Source organism: Hyphomonas sp. UBA4505, from assembly GCF_002388685.1.
GTDB lineage: Bacteria > Pseudomonadota > Alphaproteobacteria > Caulobacterales > Hyphomonadaceae > Hyphomonas.
This window is the reverse complement of the sequence record NZ_DGMZ01000012.1, coordinates 41,070-65,638: the sequence shown is the minus strand read 5'-3', so window position 1 is coordinate 65,638 and position 24,569 is coordinate 41,070. Positions and strand designations below refer to the sequence as shown.

The 24,569-nt window shown below is 60.6% G+C and carries 24 protein-coding genes; 17 read left to right on the top strand and 7 right to left on the bottom strand.

The annotated features are described in order from the left end of the window. Position 1: 1 nt before the first annotated feature. Complete coding sequence (locus tag B3527_RS09390) at positions 2–1,540, bottom strand: serine hydrolase (protein ID WP_290479697.1); 1,539 nt, start codon at positions 1,538–1,540, stop codon at positions 2–4. Between the two features lie 202 nt (positions 1,541–1,742). Here B3527_RS09390 and B3527_RS09385 point away from each other — a divergent pair, with 202 nt between their 5' ends. Genes B3527_RS09385 through B3527_RS09375 form a run of 3 tightly spaced genes read left to right on the top strand, consistent with a single transcriptional unit; the run spans position 1,743 to position 4,461 of the window. Further along, complete coding sequence (locus tag B3527_RS09385; protein ID WP_206991008.1) at positions 1,743–2,168, top strand: cytochrome c maturation protein CcmE; 426 nt, start codon at positions 1,743–1,745, stop codon at positions 2,166–2,168. Next, a complete protein-coding gene (locus tag B3527_RS09380; RefSeq protein ID WP_290479696.1) occupies positions 2,165–4,048 on the top strand; it encodes a heme lyase CcmF/NrfE family subunit in 1,884 nt (627 codons plus the stop codon). Before B3527_RS09385 ends, B3527_RS09380 begins: the two co-directional genes overlap by 4 nt. Continuing rightward, a complete protein-coding gene (locus B3527_RS09375; RefSeq protein WP_290479695.1) occupies positions 4,045–4,461 on the top strand; it encodes a cytochrome c-type biogenesis protein in 417 nt (138 codons plus the stop codon). Before B3527_RS09380 ends, B3527_RS09375 begins: the two co-directional genes overlap by 4 nt. Here B3527_RS09375 and B3527_RS09370 read toward each other — a convergent pair. Then, positions 4,458–5,015 carry a prepilin peptidase gene (locus B3527_RS09370; RefSeq protein ID WP_290479694.1) on the bottom strand — a complete coding sequence of 186 codons (558 nt, stop codon included), beginning with the start codon at positions 5,013–5,015 and terminating at the stop codon, positions 4,458–4,460. The genes B3527_RS09375 and B3527_RS09370 overlap by 4 nt on opposite strands. 646 nt (positions 5,016–5,661) lie before the next feature. Between B3527_RS09370 and B3527_RS09365 the strand changes: the two genes are divergently transcribed. The 10 genes from B3527_RS09365 to B3527_RS09320 all read left to right on the top strand — a co-directional run bounded on the left by B3527_RS09365 (position 5,662) and on the right by B3527_RS09320 (position 16,061). Next, positions 5,662–7,194 carry a Do family serine endopeptidase gene (locus B3527_RS09365; protein ID WP_206991004.1) on the top strand — a complete coding sequence of 511 codons (1,533 nt, stop codon included), beginning with the start codon at positions 5,662–5,664 and terminating at the stop codon, positions 7,192–7,194. A 36-nt stretch (positions 7,195–7,230) separates the two neighbouring features. Further along, entirely contained in the window at positions 7,231–7,902 is a 672-nt protein-coding gene (locus tag B3527_RS09360) for a response regulator transcription factor (RefSeq protein WP_034811982.1), read from the top strand. 33 nt (positions 7,903–7,935) lie between these two features. Beyond that, positions 7,936–9,336, top strand: a complete 1,401-nt coding sequence (locus tag B3527_RS09355; protein WP_034811214.1) for a sensor histidine kinase — start codon at positions 7,936–7,938, stop codon at positions 9,334–9,336. Between the two features lie 7 nt (positions 9,337–9,343). Then, entirely contained in the window at positions 9,344–12,007 is a 2,664-nt protein-coding gene (locus B3527_RS09350) for a bifunctional [glutamine synthetase] adenylyltransferase/[glutamine synthetase]-adenylyl-L-tyrosine phosphorylase (RefSeq protein ID WP_290479692.1), read from the top strand. Between the two features lie 67 nt (positions 12,008–12,074). Next, entirely contained in the window at positions 12,075–12,590 is a 516-nt protein-coding gene (locus B3527_RS09345) for an EF-hand domain-containing protein (protein WP_034811216.1), read from the top strand. Positions 12,591–12,689: 99 nt separating this feature from the next. Then, on the top strand, positions 12,690–13,232 hold the full coding sequence (locus B3527_RS09340; RefSeq protein ID WP_034811218.1) for an RNA polymerase sigma factor: 543 nt from the start codon (positions 12,690–12,692) through the stop codon (positions 13,230–13,232). Further along, entirely contained in the window at positions 13,229–13,672 is a 444-nt protein-coding gene (locus B3527_RS09335) for a hypothetical protein (protein ID WP_290479691.1), read from the top strand. Before B3527_RS09340 ends, B3527_RS09335 begins: the two co-directional genes overlap by 4 nt. Further along, entirely contained in the window at positions 13,669–14,154 is a 486-nt protein-coding gene (locus B3527_RS09330) for a periplasmic heavy metal sensor (RefSeq protein WP_290479690.1), read from the top strand. The genes B3527_RS09335 and B3527_RS09330 overlap by 4 nt, the downstream gene beginning before the upstream one ends. Positions 14,155–14,207: 53 nt before the next feature. Then, entirely contained in the window at positions 14,208–15,656 is a 1,449-nt protein-coding gene (locus tag B3527_RS09325; RefSeq protein ID WP_290479689.1) for an amidase, read from the top strand. Between the two features lie 9 nt (positions 15,657–15,665). Beyond that, complete coding sequence (locus tag B3527_RS09320; protein WP_290479688.1) at positions 15,666–16,061, top strand: GFA family protein; 396 nt, start codon at positions 15,666–15,668, stop codon at positions 16,059–16,061. Here the strand turns inward: B3527_RS09320 and B3527_RS09315 are convergent. Genes B3527_RS09315 through B3527_RS09300 form a run of 4 tightly spaced genes read right to left on the bottom strand, consistent with a single transcriptional unit; the run spans position 16,058 to position 20,776 of the window. Then, positions 16,058–16,378: a YbjQ family protein gene (locus B3527_RS09315; RefSeq protein WP_206990996.1), complete on the bottom strand. Its 321-nt coding sequence runs from the start codon at positions 16,376–16,378 to the stop codon at positions 16,058–16,060. The genes B3527_RS09320 and B3527_RS09315 overlap by 4 nt on opposite strands. A gap of 55 nt (positions 16,379–16,433) precedes the next feature. Beyond that, the gene (locus B3527_RS09310) at positions 16,434–16,694 is read right to left on the bottom strand and encodes a hypothetical protein (RefSeq protein ID WP_290479687.1); all 261 of its coding nucleotides are present in this window, start codon (positions 16,692–16,694) and stop codon (positions 16,434–16,436) included. A gap of 3 nt (positions 16,695–16,697) precedes the next feature. After that, a complete protein-coding gene (scpA, locus tag B3527_RS09305; protein ID WP_290479686.1) occupies positions 16,698–18,857 on the bottom strand; it encodes a methylmalonyl-CoA mutase in 2,160 nt (719 codons plus the stop codon). Then, positions 18,854–20,776: a methylmalonyl-CoA mutase family protein gene (locus B3527_RS09300; protein ID WP_290479685.1), complete on the bottom strand. Its 1,923-nt coding sequence runs from the start codon at positions 20,774–20,776 to the stop codon at positions 18,854–18,856. The genes scpA and B3527_RS09300 overlap by 4 nt, the downstream gene beginning before the upstream one ends. A gap of 126 nt (positions 20,777–20,902) precedes the next feature. Between B3527_RS09300 and B3527_RS09295 the strand changes: the two genes are divergently transcribed. Further along, on the top strand, positions 20,903–21,124 hold the full coding sequence (locus B3527_RS09295) for a hypothetical protein (RefSeq protein ID WP_034811238.1): 222 nt from the start codon (positions 20,903–20,905) through the stop codon (positions 21,122–21,124). A gap of 96 nt (positions 21,125–21,220) precedes the next feature. Here the strand turns inward: B3527_RS09295 and B3527_RS09290 are convergent, their stop codons facing one another. Next, positions 21,221–22,390, bottom strand: a complete 1,170-nt coding sequence (locus tag B3527_RS09290; protein WP_290480839.1) for a glycoside hydrolase family 43 protein — start codon at positions 22,388–22,390, stop codon at positions 21,221–21,223. 174 nt (positions 22,391–22,564) lie between these two features. On the opposite strand from B3527_RS09290, the gene B3527_RS09285 reads away from it, so the two are divergent. The 3 genes from B3527_RS09285 to B3527_RS09275 all read left to right on the top strand — a co-directional run bounded on the left by B3527_RS09285 (position 22,565) and on the right by B3527_RS09275 (position 24,556). Beyond that, the gene (locus tag B3527_RS09285) at positions 22,565–23,560 is read left to right on the top strand and encodes an NAD(P)H-dependent flavin oxidoreductase (RefSeq protein WP_034811240.1); all 996 of its coding nucleotides are present in this window, start codon (positions 22,565–22,567) and stop codon (positions 23,558–23,560) included. Positions 23,561–23,681: 121 nt separating this feature from the next. Further along, positions 23,682–24,101, top strand: a complete 420-nt coding sequence (locus B3527_RS09280) for a D-Ala-D-Ala carboxypeptidase family metallohydrolase (RefSeq protein WP_290479683.1) — start codon at positions 23,682–23,684, stop codon at positions 24,099–24,101. After that, positions 24,089–24,556 (top strand): hypothetical protein, encoded by a 468-nt coding sequence (locus tag B3527_RS09275; RefSeq protein ID WP_290479682.1) that lies wholly within the window; start codon positions 24,089–24,091, stop codon positions 24,554–24,556. The genes B3527_RS09280 and B3527_RS09275 overlap by 13 nt, the downstream gene beginning before the upstream one ends. Positions 24,557–24,569: the final 13 nt, after the last annotated feature.

Sequence of the window (24,569 nt, the reverse complement as noted above, 5' to 3'; positions counted from 1 at the left end):
ATCATCTCACAATCTGGGCATCAGATTTCTCGAACACGACGGGTTCGCTGGCCAGATTCATCGAAAGAGAATCTTCCTCAAATGTGACTTCAAAAAAATCGAGATTGATTCCCATCGGAACGGACTCGGTGGTACCCAGACTGAATACCGTACCCTCACGATGTGAGAGCACAAAATCGGCAGCGGGAGTACGCAGTTTGAGAACGTCGTCATCCAATCGGATTTCGATCGTACCATAACCGGGTGCGCTATATCTGCCCGGTAGCGTCGTGAGCTCCAGCGGGAACGGCGCATCCCTATTCAGGTTCAGTTTCGCTGTGGTGTCTGACAGAAGCGGCGCTGACGTACCGACCACGACCGGATATTCGTCAACACCGGTTTCTGGAAGGGACAGGTTTCGGCGCAATAGCAGGTCATTGACGACGTAAGGCAGGATGGAGTCTTGTTGATTGGTCAGGGTGACGACGCCGATGCCAGATGCCGGAACGAACAGAATCTGAGCCGAGAAACCATTTTCATTGCCGCCATGGTGTACGACAAAATTGCCCTCCACCGACTTAACGCTCCACCCGTAGCCGTACCCAAATAGATATGCGCCGGGCTCATCCTTGCTGGGAGCGCTGCCATTCTCAATCGCCTGCATGGATATGGCACGCTGAACATAGTCAGCCGGAATAATACCGCCCCCTTCGGTCATCCAGAGATTTAGCCAGCGGGCCATGTCTGATGCCGTTGCGTACACTTGTTCTCCGAACAGATACTCCGTTGCGGCGGGTCTCATATCATCTCCGGTCTTGGTGTACCCGGTGGCGGCGTTGGCAGATCTGGAAAATGCTTCGGTCGAACTGACTGTGCTTTTCATCCCGGCACCCACCAGAAGTTTGTCCATGAGCATCTGGCTTTTCGATTGTCCGGTGACGCTTTCGGCGATCATATCCAGCATGATGAAATTCATGTTGTTGTAAGACCAGCAATCGCCCACCCGACAAGACGCACCGAAATGGAGGAACCGTGGCGCCAGATCTACCTGATCCTTTTCCGGAAAGAATACGTAAGAGCCATCGAGTCTAGGCAGCCCGGATGTTTGTGACAGCAGGTTGGCCACGCTGAGATTGGCTGAAAGCTCTTCCGAGCGGAACTGCAGATCATGTACATGTCTGGACGGATGATCGGTGAGAGCGAGTTTGCCTTCGTTTTCCAGTGTCCCGATCAGCGCGCTCGTGAACGTCTTCGAAATCGACCCCACCGCGTACATTGTCTCGAGGCTTGCCGGAGTGTGGGTTTCAATTTCCTGCAGACCGAAACTCTGCGCATAAACAATCTCCCCATCAGAGATAACTGCCACCGCCGCCGAAGGTGCGTTGTAGCGCTCAACCAGCCGGTTGATGTCATCTGTTGTCTGGTCCCAGTTGACAGTTTCAGCCTGCCACGGGGTATCAACCTCCGCGATGTCACCACCTTCAGTGATCGAGGGAGCCGCGCAAGCGGAAACAAAAATGCAAAATGCGGCTGCATTCACGGCGTGAATACGTTTTATCATGGTGGCTTTCCTTGTTTCCCCGACACGAAGTTTTCCAACTATGAGGCTGCGTTTTGTGACTGTGGGCAAGCTTGTAGAATTTGAAAACTGCTTTTGGGCTGCAATTTACCGGACTGCCTGACAGGATGCTTTGCCGGTCCTTGAAATCGGGTTGCTTTCGCCGCACTCCCTTTTCGGTGCAAGTCCCCTTATAAGTCTCGCCATGCGCGCACGGACACGACGACTCTATACTTTTGGCATTGCGGCGCTGCTGCTCCTGGCGGCGGCGGTGCTGGCTTTCTTTGCGCTGCGCGAGAATGCCAACCTGTTTTACACGCCGGAAATCCTGGCCGAGCAAGGCCAGCCGGAAGACGGCAAGGTTGTGAAGGTCGGCGGCTGGGTCGAGCCGGGATCACTGGCCTATTCCGAAGATGGCGCGACCATGATTTTCACCGTCATCGACAACAGCCCCCACACGATCCGTGTCAGCTATACCGGTATCGCACCAGACCTGTTCCGCGAAGGACAGGGTGTGGTGGCAACCGGCCAGTTCGGGCCGGAGGGCGCGTTCACGGCGCGACAGATCCTCGCCAAGCATGATGAAAACTACCAGCCGCGGGAACTGAAACCGCTGGACGTGGCCGGATGATCGAACTCGGCCATTTTGCGGCCTTCCTGGCGCTGGCAGCGGCGCTGGCGCAGGGCATGTTCGGCCTGACGGGCCAACGGCGGATGGCGGGGCTGGCCGCTTATGCCGGTTTCGCGGTGATGATCCTGTCTTTTGTGACGCTGATCGTGGCCTTTGCCCGGTCTGATTTCTCGGTCGCGCTGGTGGCGAACAATTCGCACACGCTGAAGCCGATGATCTACAAGATCGCAGGCGCCTGGGGGAACCATGAAGGTTCGATGGCGCTCTGGTGTCTTGTCACGCTTGGCTTTGGCGCAGCAGGTGCGCTGTGGATGCGCACCGGGCGCGACCTGTTCGAGGCGCGCGCGCTCGGCATTCAGGGCCTGCTGGCGGTCGGCGCGCTGGCCTATTTGTTGTTTGCATCGTCGCCCTTCCTGCGGCTGGATCCAGCGCCATTTCAGGGCGCAGGGCTGAACCCGCTCTTACAGGATCCGGCGCTCAGCATTCATCCGCCCATGCTGTATCTTGGCTATGTCGGATATTCCTTCGTGTTTGCGCTGGCGGCGGCTGGCCTGATGGAAGCGCGGGTCGATTCGGTCTGGGCGAAGGAGGCGCGGCGCTGGTCGTTGGCTGCTTTCATTCCGCTTACGCTCGGCATCGCGCTCGGCTCCTACTGGGCCTATTACGAGCTTGGCTGGGGCGGCTGGTGGTTCTGGGACCCGGTGGAAAATGCTTCGCTGATGCCGTGGCTGATCGGGGCTGCGCTGTTGCATTCGGTTGTCGTGACAGAGAAGCGCGAAGGCTTCGGGGCCTGGTCGGCGCTGCTGGCGGTGCTGGCCTTCCTGTTCTCGATCATGGGCGCATTCCTCGTGCGCTCGGGCATCCTCACGTCTGTGCACGCCTTTGCCGTGGACCCGGAGCGGGGCATGCTCTTGCTGTTCGGCCTGCTGACCTATGGCGGCTTTGCGCTGGTGCTGTTTGCCATGCGGGCACCAAAACTGCCGGGCGGGAAGCCGTGGATGTTGCTCAGCCGGGAAGGCGCGCTGATGGCGAACAATATCGTTCTGATCGTGGCGGCGCTGACCGTGTTGCTCGGAACGCTTTTTCCGCTGATGGCAGAGGCAGCCGGCCGGACGATTTCTGTTGGCGAGCCCTATTTCAATCTGACGTTCACGCCGATGCTGGCACTGTTGCTGCTCATATTGCCCGTGGTTCAGGCTTGGGCCTGGGGCAAGGCGGATTTGAAGAACTGGTCCAAATGGGCGATCGCTGGCGGTACGCTGGCGCTGGTCTTCCTCGCCTTGGGGGTCGGCCTCTGGGACATTTCGATCGGCGCAGCACTTGGCCTTGCACTGGGTGCGTGGCTGGTGATTGGCGCACTGTGGGAATTGAAGCGCCGGGCGATCACGCCGGGACGCATCTTCCGTCTGCCGCCGCGCGTCTGGGGCATGACTTTGGCCCATATGGGCCTCGGCCTGTTTGTGATTGGTGCGGTCGTCGAGACCACGGGACGGTATGAGACGACGGTGGCGCTGGCAGAAGGCGGATCTGGCACAGTGGCCGGCTGGACGCTGACCCTTGATCAGGTGCGCGCAATCGAAGGCCCGAACTGGTATGCCGACCGGGCGCAGCTGACCGCGACGCGCGGCGGCGCCAAGGCGATCATGACGCCCATGAAACGCTATTATCCGGCGGCACAAATGCCGACCACGGAAACTGCGATCCACAAGACGGGCACCGGCGATCTCTATGCAGCGCTGGGCGAGCAGCGCATGGTGGATGGCGCGCCGCGCTGGGTGTTTCGGGTCTACTATAATCCGATGATTGACCTGTTATATTTCGGCGTGATCCTGATGGCGCTGGGCGGTGCCTTCAGCCTGTGGCCAAGGCGCAAAGCATGAAACAGTTCGTTGTAATCCTGATCAGTCTGGTGCTTGCCGGGTTCGCTGTGGCCGAAGATGTTGCGCTGGATAACCCGCAACAGGAGGCCCGCGCGCAATCCCTGATGCGCGAGCTGCGCTGTGTCGCCTGCGAGAATGAACCGATTTCCCAGTCCGCCGCGCCAATTGCCGAAGACATGCGCGCGCGGGTACGCGTGATGATCGAGGATGGCGCGAGTGACGAAGAGGTGCGCGGCTGGTTCGAGGACCGGTATGGCGAGTTTGTCCTGTTCCGTCCGAAGGCGGACGGTGTAGCGGGCTGGCTACTATGGGGCGGGCCATTCTTGCTATTGCTGTTTGGCGCGTTCATCGGCATCGCGATTGCGCGCTCGCGCAGGGCGCAGGTGGATCCCGTCGAGCCGGAAGACGCCTAGTAGAGTCCGGTTGGCAGGAAGAAACGTCCGCCAAGCCAGACAACCCATCCGCCCAGCGCGATGAACGGCCCGAATGGAATGGGCGTATCGGCATCGACCTTGCGGATTCCGAGCGCCGACAGTCCGATCACGCCCACCAGTGCGGAGGCCGACGCGACGAGCATAATGGGGGCAAGGCCCGCCCAACCAGTCCATACGCCAAGCGCGCCGAGCAGTTTGGCGTCGCCCCGTCCGAGTCCGTCTTTGCCACGCAAGTGGCGATAGCCGAGTTCCACCATCACCAGAATGCCATAGCCGACCAGTCCGCCGATCAGGTGCGCCCGCCAGGCTTCAGGCCGGGTCAGCCAGACCATCAGGATGCCGAGCAGGACTGTTGAGGCCGTCAGGGTATCGGGAAGGGTCAATGTGCGAAAATCAATGACACTGAGCCCAAGCAGGAGGGCGCCGAGGCAGAGGGTCAATGCCAAAGTGCCAGGCGGCGCGAGGGAAATGCCGCTGGCCAGTAGAGCGCACCCGGCCAATCCGGTCAGAATTATTGTCAGCTTATTATGCAACTGCTCGTCCTTTTGCCCCACCAGAGGGCATCTGGTTGAAGACCATTCGCTTGGCCAGAAATCAATGCTTGTCGAAGCCTGTCTGTGAGACTGTGGGAAAGGATGCCGACGCCGCTCCATAACATTCGTCAGCTGGGTGGGGACGCGCTTGACGATTGCAATGGCCCGGAGATGACGTCCTGGCAGGGACACATTGCCTCCGGAGGCGAATGCCGCAGAACCTTGAAAAGGGCCTGTGCGACGCCGGCAAGGGGTCGGGGCAGCTCGCGTGAAGAGTGGCAGGCAACCCAACACTCAGCCTGGCACGATGTGCCGGTTGAGAGGATGTCCTGATCTTCGCTCGAAGCCCCATAGCCTTGTTCCGCAAATAGAATGAGCGCAAAATACTTGGCTTACAAGGGACTTTTGACCGGACTTGCGTAAACTTCATTAAAAAACAGCTTTCTGTAGAGTTACCTTCAGATTCACACTGTTGGGGCAAGTCGACCGGAGGTTGTCGCGTCAAGCCAGGAGAAATCAGGGGCAATTTTCTTACCGGCGCGTGAAAATCGCCTTACTGTCTTTTAATGACCACAATGCTTGTGGCAGGCTTATGCTGGCCCACATGCCCAATACAGGCAAATTTTTCAGTGACTTGGAGACAGGAATGAAGACAATCGGCATATCGAGACAGGCCATGGTAGCTGCGCTGGTGGGCGTGGCGATGGTAGGCTCTTTCTCCCTCGCCCCACAGATCTTCAGCCCGGAGGCGGGTGCCCAGCCGATCCAGATTGAAGCGCCACGGGGCGCGCCGCTCAGTTTTGCCGATTTGATCGAACAAGTTGAGCCGGCCGTGGTCAGCGTCAACGTTACCACCGAGCGCGAAGTCGGCCGTATGGCTGACATGCAGGAATTCTTCGAACAATTTCGCGGCATGCCTGGCCTGGATGAGTTCATGGAACAGCGCCGTCAGGAAGAGGAAGAAGAACCGGAAACGCGCGAGGGTCGCTCGCTTGGGTCGGGCTTCTTCATCTCCAAGGATGGCTACATCGTTACGAACAATCACGTGGTTGAGGGCGCTACGGCCATTCAGGTCGTCCTGAAGGACGGGACAGAGCTCGACGCCGAACTGGTCGGCACCGATGCGCAAACGGATCTGGCTGTGCTGCGTGTTACAGAGCCGGGCGAATATCGCTTCGTCAGCTTTGGCGACTCCCACACTATGCGCAAGGGCGACTGGGTGGTCGCGCTTGGCAATCCATTTGGACTTGGCGGCACTGCCACTGCGGGCATCTTGTCAGCCGATGGCCGCGAGATTGGCCCGGACAGCCCCTATACAGATTTCCTCCAGATCGATGCCTCCATCAACCGGGGCAATTCCGGTGGCCCCACCTTTGACCTCAATGGCAATGTGATTGGTGTGAACACGGCGATCTTTTCGCCGACGGGCGGTTCTGTCGGGATCGGCTTTGCGATTCCGGCAGAGCTCGCCAGTGAAGTGACCAAGTCCCTGATCAAGGACGGCAAGGTCTCACGCGGCTGGCTGGGTGTTGCCATCCAGGACCTGACAGATGATATGGCCGAGGCCCAAGGCATCAAGGATGCCAAAGGTGCAATCATTGCCGATGTCACCAATGGCAGTCCGGCAGAAAAAGGCGGCCTCGCACGTGGCGACATCATCCTGTCCGTAAATGGCGACAAGGTCACCGATGCCACATCGACGACGCGGCTGGTCGGCAAACTGATCGCCAATACGCAGAACAAGTTCGAGATTATTCGCGGCGGCAAGAAACAGACCCTAAATGTCACCGTCGGCGAGCGTCCGAGCAATCCGAATGCGATCGTCGAACCGGCGCTTTCTTCGTCAGCCACGACGGCGCCGGATACCGGCAAGGAAGTGAAGGAAGTTGGCGCGACGTTCGAGAAGATGGACGACGAATTGCGCACCCGTCTTGGCTTGCGTGAAGGCGAAAATGGCCTGCTCGTGTCGGGCATCACCAAGGACGGCGTCATGGAAGAGGCCGGCATTCAGGAAGGCATGGTCATCCTGGAAGTGAACAACAAGCCGGCCACATCCGTCGAAGCTTTCCGCAAGGCAATTACCGACGCCAAGAACGCCAAGCGCACGAAAATTCTGATCGCAGTCCGTATTGGCCAGATCACGAATTATCGCACCATTGACCTGTCGGACGCCGAATAGGAGATTCCGATGCTTGATACGGTTCAGGAAGACACCATGCATGTTCTCGTAATTGAAGATGACATCGAAATGGCCAGCTTCATCGAGAAGGTTCTGGTCGAGGCGGGCCACCGCGTCGACATGGCAACCGATGGTGATAGCGGCCTGGCCATGGCGCGGGCGTCTGAATTCGACGCGCTTGTCGTAGACCGGATGCTGCCGGAAAAAGATGGCCTGACCTTGGTCAAGGAATACCGGGAAGCGGGCGGCAAGACGCCGACCCTCTTCCTGTCAGCTCTGGGCGATGTCCAAAATCGGGTGCAGGGGCTGAAGGTTGGCGCGGATGACTATCTCGCCAAGCCATTTGCTCCGGCCGAACTCGCTGCACGGGTCGAGGCACTCGGCCGTCGCCTGCCGGTGGAGCAACAGGTGACGGTCCTGAAAGCCGGTGATCTTGAAATGAATCTGCTGACCCGCAAAGTGACGCGGGCCGGGCAGAAGATCGACCTCCAGCCGCGCGAGTTCCGTCTGCTGGAATATCTTATGCGCCATGCCGGACAGGTCGTGACGCGTACCATGTTGCTGGAGAAGGTGTGGGATTATAATTTCGACCCCCAGACCAATGTGATCGACGTCCACATCTCGCGCCTGCGCGCGAAGATCGACAAGGAATTCGAAGAGCCACTTCTGCATACGGTGCGCGGGGCTGGCTATCGCCTGCAGGGCTAGACGCCCGGGCAGGCGACTGGCACCTAGCACCACATGAGACTCGCACTGCCGACCTTCCTGAAGACGACGACGTTCAAACTGGCGCTGATCTACAGCGCCATGTTTGCGGCGTTTTCGGCTGCGTTGCTGGTCTATCTCTATTATTCGACGGTCTACTATATCCGCACGGAGAGCGAGCGGCGGATGGATCTCGAATTCGAGCAGCTTGGAAACGCCTATTTCACAGGCGGAATGGAGCGTCTCAGCCAGTCCGTTCTGGAGCGGATGACGCGCACCGGCTCTACCTATTTCTACTATCTTGAAGACTCTTCGGGCCGAAAGATTGCGGGCCATTTCGGGCGGATGCCGACGGCGCCGCCAGCAGCAGACGTGCAGACCGTTTATTTCGAGTTCCGCCAGCAGGAGCCGGACGGAACCGAGATCCTGCGGCAGGCAGCAGGTCGTATCGTGCGCCTGCGTGACAATGGTGGTGCTTTGCTGGTGGCATTTGACACCGAACAGCAGACGGCGATTGTGGGGCGCATACAGCGCGCAATCTTCATTGCCGCTCCCATCGGGTTGGTCTTCTCATTGCTGGGGGGAATCCTGATTTCGCGCGGAGCCGCGCGACGGGCAGATGAACTCGCGCGGACGGCCGAGGCCGTGATGGGCGGGGAATTGGGCAGGCGCGCACCCGTGCGCGGATCTGGCGACGAGTTCGACCGGCTGGCGTCCCGGCTGAATGCCATGCTCGACCAGATCGAGAAGCTGGTGGATTCCACGCGCCATACAGGGAACGCAATTGCGCATGACCTGCGCTCGCCTCTCTCGCGCCTTCGCAATCGACTGGAGATCGCCCTGTCCGAACCGATGTCACGCGAAAGCGCCGAGGCTACTCTGGAAGTGACGGTCGAGGAGGTGGACCGGGTGCTCGGCACGTTCAACGCAATCCTCCGCCTTGCGCGGTTGGAAGCGGGCGCGGAAGGCGAGCGTGTACGGATGGATGTGTCGGAACTCGGCGAAGAACTGGCCGAACTCTTCGACCCGGCCTGCGAGGAAGCGGGACTTTCCTTCAAGAGCCAGATTTCTCGCAACCTTACCATTCTTGCGGATCGTGACCTTGTGGGTCAGGCCTTGTCGAACTTGCTCGACAATGCCGTGAAGTACACGCCCGAAGGCGGTGCCATCACATTCTCCATTACGCGCGGCCCGAATGGCACCGTCGATATGACTGTTGTGGATTCCGGCCCCGGTGTCCCGGAGGGCTCGCGCGAACTCGTCGTACAGCGCTTCCAGCGTATGGATTCGGCGCGCACTCAGCCTGGATCCGGCCTTGGTCTCGCGCTCGTCGATTCCGTGGCAGACATGCATGGCGGCAGTTTGATCCTGAGTGATGCGGGCGGCGATCCGGACATGCCGGGTCTGAAGGCCACGCTGCGCCTGCCGAGAGTGTGATGCCCGTATGCTGACGATCCTGCCAGTCGCAGATACCGCCGAAACCGCGCTGGAGCGGGCTCTGCCAGCGGCGCCCTATTTGCGGCGCCTGCATGAGACGGGCGTGCGCGGGCATTGGCGCGATGCCTTGCAGGCCGTCAGGGATATTCCAGCCGATTTGCCCGAAGCCGATGTCATGGCAACCATGCGCAAGGCCAAGGCGCAACTGCATCTATCGCTCGCAGCAGAAGACCTGGCCGGCGTGTTGCCAGTAATGGGTGTGACGCGCGCGCTCAGCGAGTTTGCCGAAGAGTGCCTTGAAGCAGTATTGCGTGCGTCTCTCGCCAAACGGGATCTTGGCGGCGCGGGCATCTTCGCGGTCGCCCTTGGCAAGATGGGCGCGTATGAGCTGAACTATTCCAGCGATATCGATATCTGCGTGTTCTATGAGCCGGGTGTGTTCATGGACGGTGACTTTTCCGCCGGGGAGACCGCACAGCGTATCGCACGGGACCTCGTCCGCATGATGCAGGAAGCGACGGGTGACGGTTATGTGTTCCGAACCGACCTTCGATTGCGGCCCGATCCGTCGTCGACGCCCCTGGCGGTCTCAACGAAGATGGCGGACCTTTACTATGAGAGTGTGGGTCAGAACTGGGAGCGGATGGTCTGGATCAAGGCGCGTCCGACCGCCGGAGACCATGCGAGTGCGGACCGTTTCCTGAAAATCCTGCAGCCTTTTGTCTGGCGCCGTAATCTCGACTATTGGGCGATTGGCGACATCCAGGCCATCAAGCGGATGATCAACAGCAAAGTAGGGCGCGCCGATTTCGAGACCGTCTCGCCGAATGTGAAGCTGGGGCCGGGCGGTATTCGCGAGATCGAATTCTTTGCCCAGACGCAACAATTGATCCTTGGTGGGCGACAGTCGGAACTGCGCGATAATTCCACGCTCGGCGCGCTCGCCGCGCTAACGGGTGCAGGTGTGGTCGAACGCAACACGGCCGAGGAATTGGAGACGGCCTATCTCGCCTTGCGCAATCTGGAGCACAGGGTCCAGATGCGCCGCGACGAGCAGACCCATACCGTCCCGGCGGGCGAAGATGACCGCAAGGACGTGGCCATGCTTTGTGGCTATGCCGATCTTGCCTCATTCGACCGGGACTTGCAGGCCACACGCCGCTGCGTTCAGGCGCACTATGACGGTTTGTTTGCTCATGAAGACCGGGCACTGGACGCCAGTCCGCTTGGCAATCTTGTCTTCACGGGTGTTGATGATGATCCGGGGACGATTGAAACGCTTGCTTCGCTGGGCTTCAGCAACCCAAGCGCGGCCATTGAGTCGATCCGGTCCTGGCATCGGGGGCGCGTGCCAGCAACGCGCACGGCCCGGGGCCGGGAACTGCTGACAGCCTTGCTGCCAAGCATGCTGGAAGCGATGGGCAAGACGGGTGAGCCTGATGAGGCGTTTCGCTGGTTCTCGCGTTTCTTCGAAGGGATGTCCTCTGGCGTGCAGACGCTGTCCATGCTGTTGGCGGAGCAGACCCTGCTGGATGACCTTGTATCCACGCTCGCGCTCGCGCCACGCCTCGCGCAGATTCTGTCACGCCGCCCCGACCTGTTGGAAGCCTTGGTCAGTCGTCAGGAACCGCCACGTCCGGTGATTGACGACACGGTCAGTTTCGATGGCGCGCTGGATGCGTGGCGACGCTACCACCGGGAACAGAATTTCCTGATCGGGCACCGCTTGTTGCATGGCCTGATCAATGCGCGCGATGCCGGGGCGCACTGGTCAGACCTTGCCGATGAGACCATTCAGGAAATGGCCAGCGCCGCTGAGAGTGAAACCGAGGACCGCTATGGTCCGCGGCCGGGCAGTTGGGCCATCTTTGCCATGGGTAAGCTGGGCGGGCGGGAACTGACGGCCGGGTCCGATCTCGACATTATCGTGATCTACGACGCAGACCCGATGGTGGCGCAGACCTGGTACACGCGATTTACGCAGCGCCTGATAACGGCCTTGACGGCTCCCACAGCTGAGGGGGATCTTTACGAAGTCGACATGCGATTGCGGCCTTCCGGCGGCGCCGGACCCGTTGCGGTCAGCGTGCCGGCTTTCGAGCGCTACCAAAATCATGATGCCTGGACCTGGGAGCATATGGCGCTGACCCGCCTGCGACCGGTCACGGGCGACGAGGCGCTCTGCTATCGCATCATGAAGATCGCCTGCGAAGCTATCGTCGCGCGCGCGGGCAAGACGGATGGTACGATCTCACAGGACGTGGCGGACATGCGCCAGAGGCTCTATCGCGAGAAGCCGGGGACAGGCCTTTGGGACCTGAAGACGGCCGAAGGCGGTCTGGTGGATGCCGAGTTTGTCGTTCAGCGCGACATGCTGTTGCGTGGCGAACCGGATGCGATCCGTTCCAATACGCGCGAGGCGATTTCCTGCTCGTCGCTTCCGGAGGCGGAAAGGACGTTACTTGAAGAGGGAGTCACCTTTCTTCAGTCGCTCCAGCAGGTTCACAGATTGGCGCTCGGCAGCGAAATGGCGGGCGGGCACATACCGGAAGGCTTGAAGGACAGGCTCTGTCGATCGGTGGATATGGAGACATTCGACGCGCTTGAGGCAGAAATTTCCTCAGTGAAATCAAAGATTCACATGCTGGCGGTGAAAAAACTTCAGCTTTGAGCGACGGAAACTCCGGGCCAACCCGTTCAATACGCGATGGGTGAGTAAAACAAACGGAGTTTTCTCAATGAAACGTACTACGATTGCAACCGCTTCGATCGCCGCCATTGCGGCCCTGGCCCTGCCAATGATCGCCATTGCCCAACCGGGCGACGGTCATCGCGGCAAGGGACATCATGGCCAACGCGGCAATATGGAAGCCATGATTGCTGAAATCGATACCAATGGCGATGGAGACCTCTCCAAGGCAGAAATCGATGCGCACCGCGCTGCGAGATTTGCAGAGGTTGACGCCAATGGCGATGGCGCCGTGACGCAGGCCGAACTGGATGCGCATCACGAAGCCAAGCGCGCTGAGCGCATGGCGGAACGCAAGGCCAAGATGTTCGCGAAGTTGGACACTGACGGTAACGGCACGATCAGCGCCGAGGAGTTTGCCAGCAAGGAACGTCCCGGCTTTGACAAGGTCGATGCCGATGGCGATGGCATTGTGACCAAGGAAGAAATGGACGCCATGAAGTCGAAGATGAAAGATCGTCGCGGCGGTAAGCATAAGCGCGGCGACGGCCCGCAGCCTGAATAAGGACGACCTCCCGATGGGCCGGAAGCCAGAGATGTATCAACGTGATTTACCGCGATATGACGATGTTCTTCCGGCCCGTTTTCGGTTAAGTCCTCTGCCTTGGCTTTCAGTTCAGACCTCGACCGGATCACACGAGCAGCAGCGGGCGACCCCGCTGCTGTCTCCAGCCTTGTCGACCGCTACAGCAGCGGCGTCCTTGCCTTGGCAACGCGCATGCTCGGCGACCCTTCAGAGGCTGAAGATGTGACACAGGAAACCTTCCTCCGCGCCTGGAAGGCGCTGCCGGGATGGGAACCGCGTGCGAAATTCTCAACCTGGCTGCACCGGGTTGCCCTGAATCTCTGTTACGATCGGCTGCGCAAGCGCCGTGAAGTGACCATGGAACACCTGCCGGAGCGCACTGATCCGGCCATGACCCCGGCAGAATTGCTGGATCAGTCCCAGCGGGTCCGTGCGGTGGAAGATGCAATCTCCCACTTGCCGGAACGCCAGGCCGCAGCATTGACGCTATGCGCCCTGCAGGGACATTCTCAAGCCGAAGCCGCAGACATCATGGATGTCAGCGTGGAGGCACTGGAAAGTTTGCTGGCACGTGCACGACGCACGCTTCGCGCCAGCCTGTTGGAGAGGGCCGCATCATGAGCGGACAATTGATTTCAGACGACCGGATCCTGGCCCTGATCGAGACCTATGGGGCCGATCCCCACATGTTTCCCGAGGAAGAGCGGGCGGCTGCCCGTGCGCGCATGAAGGCGCATCCAGAACATTTTTCTGGTGCAATTGCCGCTGCCCGCGAGATTGATGCCCTTTTGGGTGAGGTCCCGGATGTTGTGACCTCTGAGAGTTTGCGCGACGCCTTGATTGCGTCTGCGCCAAAGGCGGCCCCTGCACGCAAATCCGGCTGGAAGCTGCCGGTCTGGATTCCCGCAGGCGCGTTGGCATCGCTGACGGTCGGTGTGTTCGCCGGTATGAGCGTAGCCCAACCGATCACGACGCAGGACGAGCAGGCCGAAGCGGCAGTTTATGCTGCGCTTGGATTTGATACGTACACACTGGTACTGGAAGATGAGGCGACGCAATGAATGAGACCCCGGCCCGAGCGCCGCGCCGAATTTCTTTCTGGATGACGATTTCCCTGTTGTTCAACCTGCTCCTGTTGGGGCTGGTTGTTGGCATGCTGGTGCGCCATATACCTGATCGTGGCCATCGTGAAGAGCGGCCCCGGTTGGCCCAAGACATAGATACTGAAACACGCCGGGCTATGTTTGGCCTGATGCGGGAATCCTATCGCGAATCCCGAACAGAACGCGATGCGCGCAATGCGGTGCGTGCGCAATTGGCAGACGCGCTGAAGGCGGATCCTTTCGATGCGGAGGCCGTCCGCGCGGCATTTGCCGATCTGCGCGCGGCGGAGGGGTCGGTTCATGCGGCCACGCATAAGGCGATGATTGCCCGGCTCGAAGCGCTTCCCCCAGAGCAGCGCCGTGCCATGGCCGACATGTTGGCCCGTGGGCCGGAACGGGACCGGCGCAATCGCCGGAATTCGCGCCCGCCCAAAGACTAGGGGTTTTCTTCTGACCGCGGGCGCTCCAGACTGCCTTGAAACAGGAGGGCAGGATGAAGGAATATGCGGCGTTTGATGCGATGGGGTTGGCCGAACTGGTCCGCGCCGGTGAAGTCTCTTCAAAAGAATTGCTGGACGAGGCAGTGTCGCGGGCCCATGCCGCGCAGTCTGAACTGAATTGCTTTTCCAGCCTTTATCCCGACCTTGCCGAAGCCCAGCTGGCAGACTTGCCCACTGACGGGCCGTTTGCCGGCGTGCCTTTCATCACCAAGGATCTCGCCGTGATGATCGATGGCGCGCCTCTGACCAATGGGTCAGTCAGCTGGAAGGGGCATGTCTCGTCGCAGGATTCGGTGCTGACAGAACGCTATCGCAAGGCGGGGCTCGTCATGTTCGGCCAGACGACTAGTCCCGAATTCGGCCTGACCACAACCACCGAGTCCACGCTCTATGGCCAGACGCGCAATCCGTGGGATGTGACGCGCACATCGGGTGGCTCGTCGGGCGGGGCATCGGCGGCTGTCGCGGCAGGCGTCGTGCCATTGGCGCAGGCGAGTGATGGTGGGGGCTCAATCCGCATTCCAGCCGCCTGCACCGGTCTGTTTGGCATGAAGCCGTCGCGCGGGCGCACGCCGATGGGCCCCCTTCAGACTGAAGGCTGGAACGGTATGTCTACGGTTCACGCCGTCAGCCGCACGGTGCGTGACAATGCGGCCTTGCTGGACGCCTCACATGGCCGCGAGACCGGCAGCCGCTATGTGGCACCAGCTCCGGAGGGCTCCTTCCTGGAGGCCGTGTCGCGAGACCCTGTGCCGCTGAAGATCGCACTTTGGCGTACCGCGCCGAATGGCACCGAATTGAGCCCCGAAGCAGCCGAGGGTCTGAAGGCCACGGGGCATCTGCTGGAAAGCCTCGGCCACACTGTGGTTGAAGCCGCGCCTGTACTGAACGGGGAGGAGTTGGGCAAGGCGGCGCTGTTCACCATCTCCGCCAATGTCGCCGCCGCGATTGATGCGCGCTCGGTGATGCTCGGCCGCGACGTGCGCGAGGACGAGCTGGAGCCGATTACGTTTGCGATGGCCAATCTGGGTCGGACCGTTCCGATGATGGAGCTGGCGCGTGCGAACAATTTGTTCAATGCGGCGGCAATCACTTTTGAACGCTTCCTGGATGATCAGAAGCTCGACCTGATCCTGACGCCGACCCTGTTCCGCCCGCCAGAGAAATTGGGTGTGCTCGCACTGACGGCCTCGCCCGAGCAAATGAATGCAGCCGTGTCGACTTTTGCACCGCTCTGTCCATTGTTCAACCAGATCGGCGCACCGGCCATGTCGGTGCCGCTGCACTGGACGGACCCGACCGAAACTGCGCCGCAGGGGCTGCCGCTTGGCATGATGTTTGGCGGGCGCTGTGGCAGCGAAGAATTACTGTACTCCCTCGCCGGACAGTTGGAGCGCGCCGACCCTTGGGTCGACCGTTTCCCACCTGTATGGGTTGGGTAGAGCGGCCAGATGAGCGAGTTCACGACACATCAGGGCGGATGCCATTGCGGCGCAGTGCGGTTTGAGGTGGACCTGCCGGCGGCCTTCGAGGTTGAGGATTGCAATTGCTCGATCTGCGCGATGAGTGGCAATATTCACGTCATCGTCCCGGCCAGCCGGTTCCGTCTTCTTCAGGGGGCAGACGTCCTCACTGAATACACATTCAACACGGGCGGCGCCAAGCACCGCTTCTGCAGGACCTGCGGGATCAAGAGCTTCTATGTGCCCCGCTCAAATCAGGATGGATTTGCCGTGACATGGCGGTGTATCGATAACTGGCAGGCGCTGGACGTGACGGTGAATGCGTTCGATGGTCAGAATTGGGAGGCCAATGCCGCAGCATTGGCCTACAAATCGAAGGACTAGCCAGCCGTAACGGCGGTGCCGGAGACGGCGACCATCATCATGGAGCCATTCTGGCCGATGACGGTGTAGTCGAATTTCGCGCCGACAATCGCATTCGCGCCGAGCTTGCGGGCCTCTTCGATCATTTCATCCATGGCGCCGTCGCGCGTTTCGCGCAGCGTGCTCTCATAGGCATTCGATCGGCCCCCGACGAGATTGGTGAAGCTGGCAAGGATGTCCTTGCCGAGATGCGCGCCAATCACGACCTCGCCGCAGACAATGCCGCGATATTCTGTGATCTCATGGCCCTGCAGGGTCGGAGTGGTGGAAACGATCATGTCTTGCTCCATTATTATTGTTTATCAATAATAACTGGGGTGGGCCGAGTGGTTTTCAAGAGGTTTTTCCTTTCAGAAAAAGCGCCTTGATTGGTTTTGCGCACAATTCGATGACAGAGGGGCGGGGCGCAACGGCAATTTTGTTCGCAAAAAGGCCGCCCCAAAGAAGCACGATCGACAACCCTGCCAGGCGGCTGTCCAAAGGATGCAGAAATGCGTGCAGACCGGCACTCGCCGCAGCCACCAAGATCAGGACACAGCTAACGGAAGCGACATCCGCAAGGATTTCCTCCGCGGCTGTTGGCTTCCGGTCCAATTCCTATTCCGCCGCCTTTTTCGCGCCGTCGTCTCCGTCCAGCACTTCCAGCATGCGGATGGCGCTGTCGGCGATGACGGTGCCCGGCGGGAATATGGCGGAAGCGCCGGCGGCATAGAGCGCGTCGAAATCCTGTGGCGGGATCACGCCGCCGACAATGATCTGCGTGTGCGCCGCGCCTTCATTGCCCAGTGCGCGTTTCAGTTCCGGCACCAGCGTGAGGTGGCCCGCCGCGAGCGAGGAGGCGGCGACAATGTCGACCCCGGCCTTGCGCGCGTCGGCGGCGGCCTCTTCCGGTGTCTGGAACAGCGGGCCGATCTCGACATCCCAGCCGAGGTCCATCAGAGCGGAGGCGACAACCTTCTGTCCGCGGTCATGCCCATCCTGGCCCATCTTGGCGATGTAGACTTTCGGCTTGCGGCCATGCTTCTTTTCGAACTCTGAGGCGAGGGTTGCGGCGGCCTCGGCCTTGTCGTCGCCCTTCACGCCGCCACCATAGACGCCCTTGATGGAGCGGATGACGGCCTGATGGCGGCCCTGGCTGCGCTCAACGGCTTCGGAAATCTCGCCCACCGTGGCCTTCGCGCGGGCGGCATCCACGGCCAGCGCGAGCAAGTTGCCTTCGGTGCCAGCGGCGGCCTTGGCAATCGCGTCGAGCTTGGCAGTGACCTCTGCCTCGTCGCGTTCGGATTTCAGGCGAGCTAGCTTGTCCAGCTGCATGCGGCGCACGGCGGCATTGTCCACCTTCAGCACAGGCACGTCTTCTTCCTCGTCCAGAAGGAATTTGTTCACCCCGACCACGGTCTGCGTGCCGCTGTCGATGCGGGCCTGCGTATTGGCGGCGGCCTCTTCAATGCGCAGCTTGGGCAGGCCTTCCTCGATGGCCTTGGCCATGCCGCCCATCTTTTCGACTTCGGTGATGTGGGCGAGGGCCTTTTCAGCCAGGTCGTGCGTCAGGCGTTCGACATAGTAGGAGCCGCCCCACATGTCGATTGTCTGGCAGGCGCCGCCTTCCTGTTGCAGGAAAAGCTGCGTGTTGCGGCTGATCCGGGCGGAGAAGTCGGTTGGCAGTGCGAGGGCCTCGTCGAAGCTGTTCGTGTGCAGCGACTGGGTCTGGCCACCCGTGGCTGCAATGGCCTCGAGGCAGGTGCGGATGACATTGTTGTAGACATCCTGCGCGGTCAGGGACCAGCCGGAAGTCTGCGAGTGCGTCCGTAGGCTGAGGGATTTCGGGTTCTTCGGGTTGAACTCTTCCTTGACGAGCTTCGCCCAGAGCAGTCGGGCGGCCCGCATCTTGGCGACTTCCATGAACGTGTTCATGCCGATGGCCCAGAAGAAGGACAGGCGCGGCGCAAACGCGTCGACGTCCAGCCCGGCGGCGACCCCGGCGCGGATATATTCGATACCGTCGGCGAGCGTGTAGGCCAGCTCTAGGTCTGCCGAGGCGCCCGCTTCCTGCATGTGATAGCCGGAAATCGAGATCGAATTGTATTTCGACATGTTCTGTGACGTGTAGGCGAAGATGTCCGAAATTATCCGCATCGAGGGCTTGGGCGGATAGATATATGTATTCCGTACCATGAACTCTTTGAGGATATCGTTCTGAATCGTCCCGGCCAGCTTGTCCGGCGTGACGCCCTGTTCCTCGGCGGCGGCGATGTAGAGCGCGAGGATGGGCAGCACCGCGCCATTCATCGTCATGGACACCGACATCTTGTCCAGCGGAATGCCGGAGAAGAGGGTGCGCATGTCATAGATTGAGTCGATGGCGACGCCCGCCATGCCGACATCCCCGGACACGCGGACATGATCAGAATCATAACCCCGGTGTGTGGCCAGGTCGAAGGCGACGGAGAGGCCTTTCTGACCGGCGGCGAGGTTGCGGCGATAGAAGGCGTTGGAGTCTTCTGCGGTCGAGAAGCCTGCATACTGACGAACCGTCCAGGGCTGGTTCGTGTACATGGTCGGGTAAGGTCCGCGTCCGAAGGGGGCAAGGCCCGGATAATCATCCAGGAAGTCGAGCCCCTTGCGGTCGTCGGCCGTGTAGGTGGACTTTACTTCGACGCCTTCCGGTGTCTCCCAAGCCTCGCCAAGGTCTGGCGACTTGGCCTTTGCATCCGGCGTGCCGAGATCGAGTTTGGTGAAGTCGGGGAAATTGGTCATTGGGCCACTCCCAGGGTTGCGTGGGCAAGTTTCAGCGTGTGCAGCACATCGCAGCCCATGAAGATGTTGGAATCGATGCCGTCGCCTTCGAACTTGCCGGCGAGCCAGACATGGTCTGCACCAGCGGCTTTCAGCGCCTTGGCGGTCTCGACGGCTTCGTCCTCATAGCGCGCATCGGCGCCGCAGATGCAGGCAATCTTGCTGCCGGAGGCCTTGAACGCGGCGGCCGCTTCAGACGGGGATTGCGGCGGCACAGGCGGCTGCGTCGCCTCAAGGCCACCAGCGGCGAAGAGGTTGCGCGCGAAATCCGCGCGCGCATTGTGCTGGGCAATCGGGCCGAGCGTGGCAAGGAAGATGGTCGGCCGCTTGGGCGCAGCGCTCGCTGCATCGCGCAAGGCTTCATACTCTTCGGCAAGACGGATGCGCGGCAGAGCGTCTGCGGTGGCGTCGGCCTCGTCGGCGGGCAGGTCCACTTTCACGAAATGGGCGAAGCCTTCAGCGGAAACGCCATCCTTTGGCGTGACCGTTGGCATGTCGGCTATGGGCGCGGTGATCTCGTCGAGCAGCGGGAACTCGCTGACGCCCGTGATCGGCACCTTGCGTTTCGCAATGTCCTTGGCGCGTGCCTCGCGCACATCTGCGATACGTTTCTGAAACGCGCCGGAAACCAGCGTCTCGGCATAGCCGCCTTCGGCTTCTATGGTCTGGAACTCTTTCCACGCCGCTTCGGCGAGGTCGTCGGCGAAGGTCTCTGTGAACCAGGCGCCGCCGGTCGGGTCGGCCACGCGGCCAAGCTGGCTTTCTTCCATGGCGATGATCTGGGTGTTGCGCGCGATGCGCCGGCCCAGCTCTTCCGGAATGCCGAGCGCCTCGTTGAAGGGGCGGATGGTAAGGATGTCTGCGCCGCCGACGGCTCCTGCAAAGGCTGCCGCCGTATTGCGCAGCATGTTGGTCCACGCATCATAGCGCGTCAGCATGCGACCCGATGAAACGGCCTGAAGACGCATCGGAACGGCTTGCTGATCCATCGCATCCAGAATGCGTGCCCAGAGACGCCTTGCCGCGCGCAGCTTCGCAACACCGAGGCCATAATTGCCATCAAGGGCCAGCGCGAAACTCATGCGCGGAATGAGCGCGGAAATGTCCGTGCGGTTGTCGAGCCGGCGCAGCGTGTCCACGGCGCTGGCGATCAGCGCGGCCAGTTCCTGCGCGTCGGATCCGCCGGCCTCATGCACCATGCGCGCATCGATGCGGATCAGGCCCGCTTCGGGATAGGCCTCACCAAGAGCGGTGGCGGCCGCCGACAGGCGCGCAAAGGCCAGGTTGAGCCCGCCCTTGAGCACGCCGGTGCGCGCAAGGCAGCCGAGCGGATCCATGTTGAAATCGAGTTTCAGGCTTGCAGGAGAGTCCTGCTCCTGTCCCCATAGGCCGAGTAGCGTTGCCGTCGTGACACCCGAGCCACCACCATGATCCAGCGCGATGGTGGCGATGTCGGCGCGCAGGCCTTTCAGTGCGGTGCGCAGATCGTCCAAGGTCGTGATCTGGATGCCGTGTGCGCCCGTGCAGTCGAGTTTGATTTCGACGGACATGACGCCGCGCTCAAGATCGCGCAGCAGTTCTTCATGGGTTGCTGCGGGCGAGGGATGGGCAAAGGCTTGTCGGATATCCCAGGGCATGAACCGGTCCGGTGCGGCCGTAGCCCCGCGTAGATAGGGTGCCTTGCCCGGCGTGCCGCGCGGGTCGGTCGCGGAATCAAAGTCGCTTTCCCGGTAAAGCGGGTGAATTGCCAGGCCATCCACGGTCTTGCGTGTGATGGACTCAATACCGCGGCCCTTAAGGACCTTGTCGACACTTGCGAGCCATTCGGCTTCGGTTGCGTCGGGAAACCCGCTGCTCAGGGGAAGGAGATCGTCTGCCATGACGGGGATTTAGTCTGAACTGGGGGGGCTTGTGAACTGGTGACTGAAGGTCAGGGACGTTTGGTCGCTTGACTCGGATGACACAAAGCGTGAGAATGAGAACAATTCGCAAATGAGGAGTGAGTCATGTCCGCCGAACTCTTGAGGTTTCCAGCCACTGCCCAGACAGAAATGCCTGAGGGGATGCGCCACGAAGCGTTGAGAGACTGGATGGAAACGCACACACGTATTCTCGGCTTCTGGATGGATCGTCTCATCGAGGACGGCGATTCAGAAGACATCGTATCCATGCTTCATCGCCAGCAAAGCTGGCTGGCCATGATGCAGGGCCGGCTGGTCCGGGGTTGAGGGATCCCTGGCCAGCCGGAAATTCTTTCCACGCCAACAAAAAAAGCCGGTGCAGGGCAATCCGCACCGGCTTTTCATTGAGGAGGTTGGACGCGGTTACTCGCCCGGCATTGGGTCGACAGGGTCAAACGTGCCGTCCTCATTAAGGGTCAGCTCTGCGATCTTCACATTGCGGAGATGGCTTTTCCCCGACAGCTGAACGTCATGATAGGCAAGATAGTATTTGCCATTGTGCTCGAAGATCGAGTGATGGTTGGTCCAGCCTTCCACGGGTTGGTTGATCACGCCCTGATAGGTGAACGGGCCGTACGGGTTGTCGCCCGTCGCGTATACGATCAGGTGAGTATCGCCCGTTGAATAGGACAAGTAGTAGGTGTCGCCGATCTTGTTCATCCAGGCGGCTTCGAAGAATCGGCGGTCATGATCCTTGGCTTTGATCGGATCGCCATGTTCGTCGAGGATCATCACGTCCTTCGGCGTTTCGGCGAAGGAAACCATGTCCTCGCCCATTTTGGCGATCTTCGGCATTAGCGCGACATCGTCAGGCTGGCCGGCTTCATCGTCACTGGTCAGAGGGTCATCATTGACGAGGTCCGTGTTGAGGTTCGGGTCGGCATTGTACTCGCCGGTCGCCCAGCGTTGCAGCTGCCCGCCCCAGATGCCGCCGAAATACATGTAGTATTCGCCGTCCGTGTCCTCATAGACGGTCGGATCCATGGAGTAGGAGCCTTCGATTGGCTCGGGCTCTGCGGTGAATGGCCCGGTAGGACTGTCGGAGACAGCTGCGCCAATATGGAAGACGCCATCGGCATCCTTGGCCGGGAAATAGAGATAGTATTTGCCATCCTTGTGGGCTGCGTCCGGGGCCCACATCTGCTGGGCGGCCCAGGCCACATCGTCGACATCCAGCGCGACGTCATGAATGGTCACCTCGCCGCCGACTTCGTCCATGGACAGGACGATATAGTCGCGCATGGCATACTGACTGCCAAGATCGTCTTCGGGGATGCCCGCGTCATAATCATGGCTCGGATACACATAGATGCGGCCATCATCCCAGACATGGACACTGGGGTCTGCGGTGAAGATCTCGCTGACCAGCGGCTCATTCAGATACTTTGACTCCGTTGGCTCGGCTTCAACGGTTTCGACCGGCGGCGCAGCGACTTCTGTCTCGGCGCTCGTCGTGGGCGCATCGCCAGAGCAGGCGGCCAGAGCCGCGGCAACCATGATAGCGCTACCATTCAAAAGGCTGTTTTTTCGCATTCCGTTTTCTCCCTCGGATGTTTTATTTTGAAACTGTCTTGGATGCTGGCCAGTCTGGCCCGAACCACAGCTTTGGGCAAGAGGTGTCCGCAACGTCACGCCTTGCCCAACATAGATCAAACGCTAGTTTCCGTTTACGTAAACTGCGTCCCTTTCCGTTTGAGGTAATTTCTCATGGCACTACCCCCCATTCTCCAGAATTTGCGCATCCCGGTTATCGGATCGCCGCTTTTCATCATCTCCAATCCGGAGCTTGTGATCGCCCAGTGCAAGGCCGGCGTCGTCGGCAGCTTCCCGGCGCTGAACGCGCGACCGGGCCCGGTGCTGGACGAGTGGCTGGACCGGATCACCACGGAACTGGCTGAATGGGACGAGAAGAACCCGGACCGCAAGGCCGCACCCTTCGCCGTCAACCAGATCGTCCACAAGACGAACAACCGTCTCGATCATGATGTGGAGATGTGCGTGAAGCACAAGGTGCCGATCGTGATCACCTCGCTCGGCGCGCGTCAGGAAGTGAATGACGCGATCCACTCTTATGGCGGCATTGTGCTGCACGACATCATCAATGTCGTCTTCGCGCACAAGGCGCTGGAAAAGGGCGCAGATGGCCTGATCGCGGTGTGCACCGGTGCGGGCGGCCATGCCGGCACGCTTTCGCCCTTCGCGCTGATTCAGGAAATCCGCCAGTTCTTTGATGGCCCGCTGGCCCTTTCCGGCTCCATCGCCAATGGCGGCGCGGTCGCGGCGGCACAGGCGCTGGGCGCTGACCTCGGCTACATCGGCTCGGCCTTCATCTCCTGTGACGAGGCCAATGCGGTCGACGGTTACAAGGACATGATTGTCGACTCCAAGGCAGGCGATATTGTCTATTCCAACCTGTTCACCGGCGTTCACGGAAATTATCTCGCGCCATCCATCGCCAAGGCCGGACTTGATCCGAATGATCTGCCGGAAAGCGACCCGAGCGCGATGAATTTCGGCTCCGGCGGCAATCAGGAAGCCAAGGCGTGGAAAGACATCTGGGGCTGTGGTCAGGGCATTGGCGCAATTGACAAGCGCATGTCCACTCAGGAGTTCGTGGACAAGCTGGTGCGGGAATATGACGAGGCCCGCGCGGCGCTCGCCAAGCGCCAGGCCTTTGGAGTAGCGCCTGTCGCGGCGGAGTAAGCTCGGCGTCTCCCCGACTGAAAATTTCAAAATGCCCCTGAAGTCCCAGTGATTTCAGGGGCATTTTCTCTTGCGCGGCGATCTGAATCCGGCAGGGCCGTGGGCATGTCAGCCTTGGGACATGTTGATACGCTCTGTCTCCCTGTTCGATACGACTGGCTGGCGCTGGCCGCATTTTTCGCCGCGAGAACTTGCCTGCAGATGCAGAGGCCAGTTCTGTGATGGTGCGTACTGGCACGATCCGGAATTCCTCGATGCGCTGGAAAAACTGCGGGGGGCGGTGGGCGGTCCGCTCGTCATCAATTCGGGCCACCGCTGTCGCGGTTGGAATGCCAAAATGGGTGGCGCTGAGCATTCCATGCACAAACAGATCGCGGTTGATATCGCGCTGGATGGCCATGACCGGTTTGCACTGCTGGCGGCAGCCGAATCGCTTGGGTTCACCGGAATCGGACTTGGCCGAAGCTTCCTGCATCTGGACCGGCGGGCCCGTCCGGCACATTGGTTTTACAAGGGGAGCCGTGCACTATGGCAGACATAGTTGGACTGGCGGCGAGTGCGGCCGGGGGCGGCGTCTTCGGCCTGCTCGGCACGGTGATCGGTCGGGCGGCGGGCTATTTCGAGCAGCGCCAGTCACACGCGCATGAGCGGGCGCGCTGGCAGCATGACGCAGAGCTGATCAGGTTGCACAGGCAGGCCCGGCGCGAGGAGCACGCGGCGGCGGAGCAGCTGGCCGAGACCAGCGGCAGCTGGGCGGGGCTCGCCGCCTCCCTTCAGGCCGAGGCCGCGATTGACGACAGCTATGCCTGGGTGAATGCAGTGCGCGCCCTGACCCGGCCCGTGCTGACCTTGTTGCTGTGGCTCATCACCTGGTTGGTCTTTGTGGCCTCGCCGGAGGCCGAACAGGTCAAGATTGTGGAAACTTCCACCTTTGCCGCAACGGCAGCCACCCTCTGGTGGTTCGGCGATCGCGGAGCGCAGCGCACGGCGCGTTGACGTTCCGCATCGC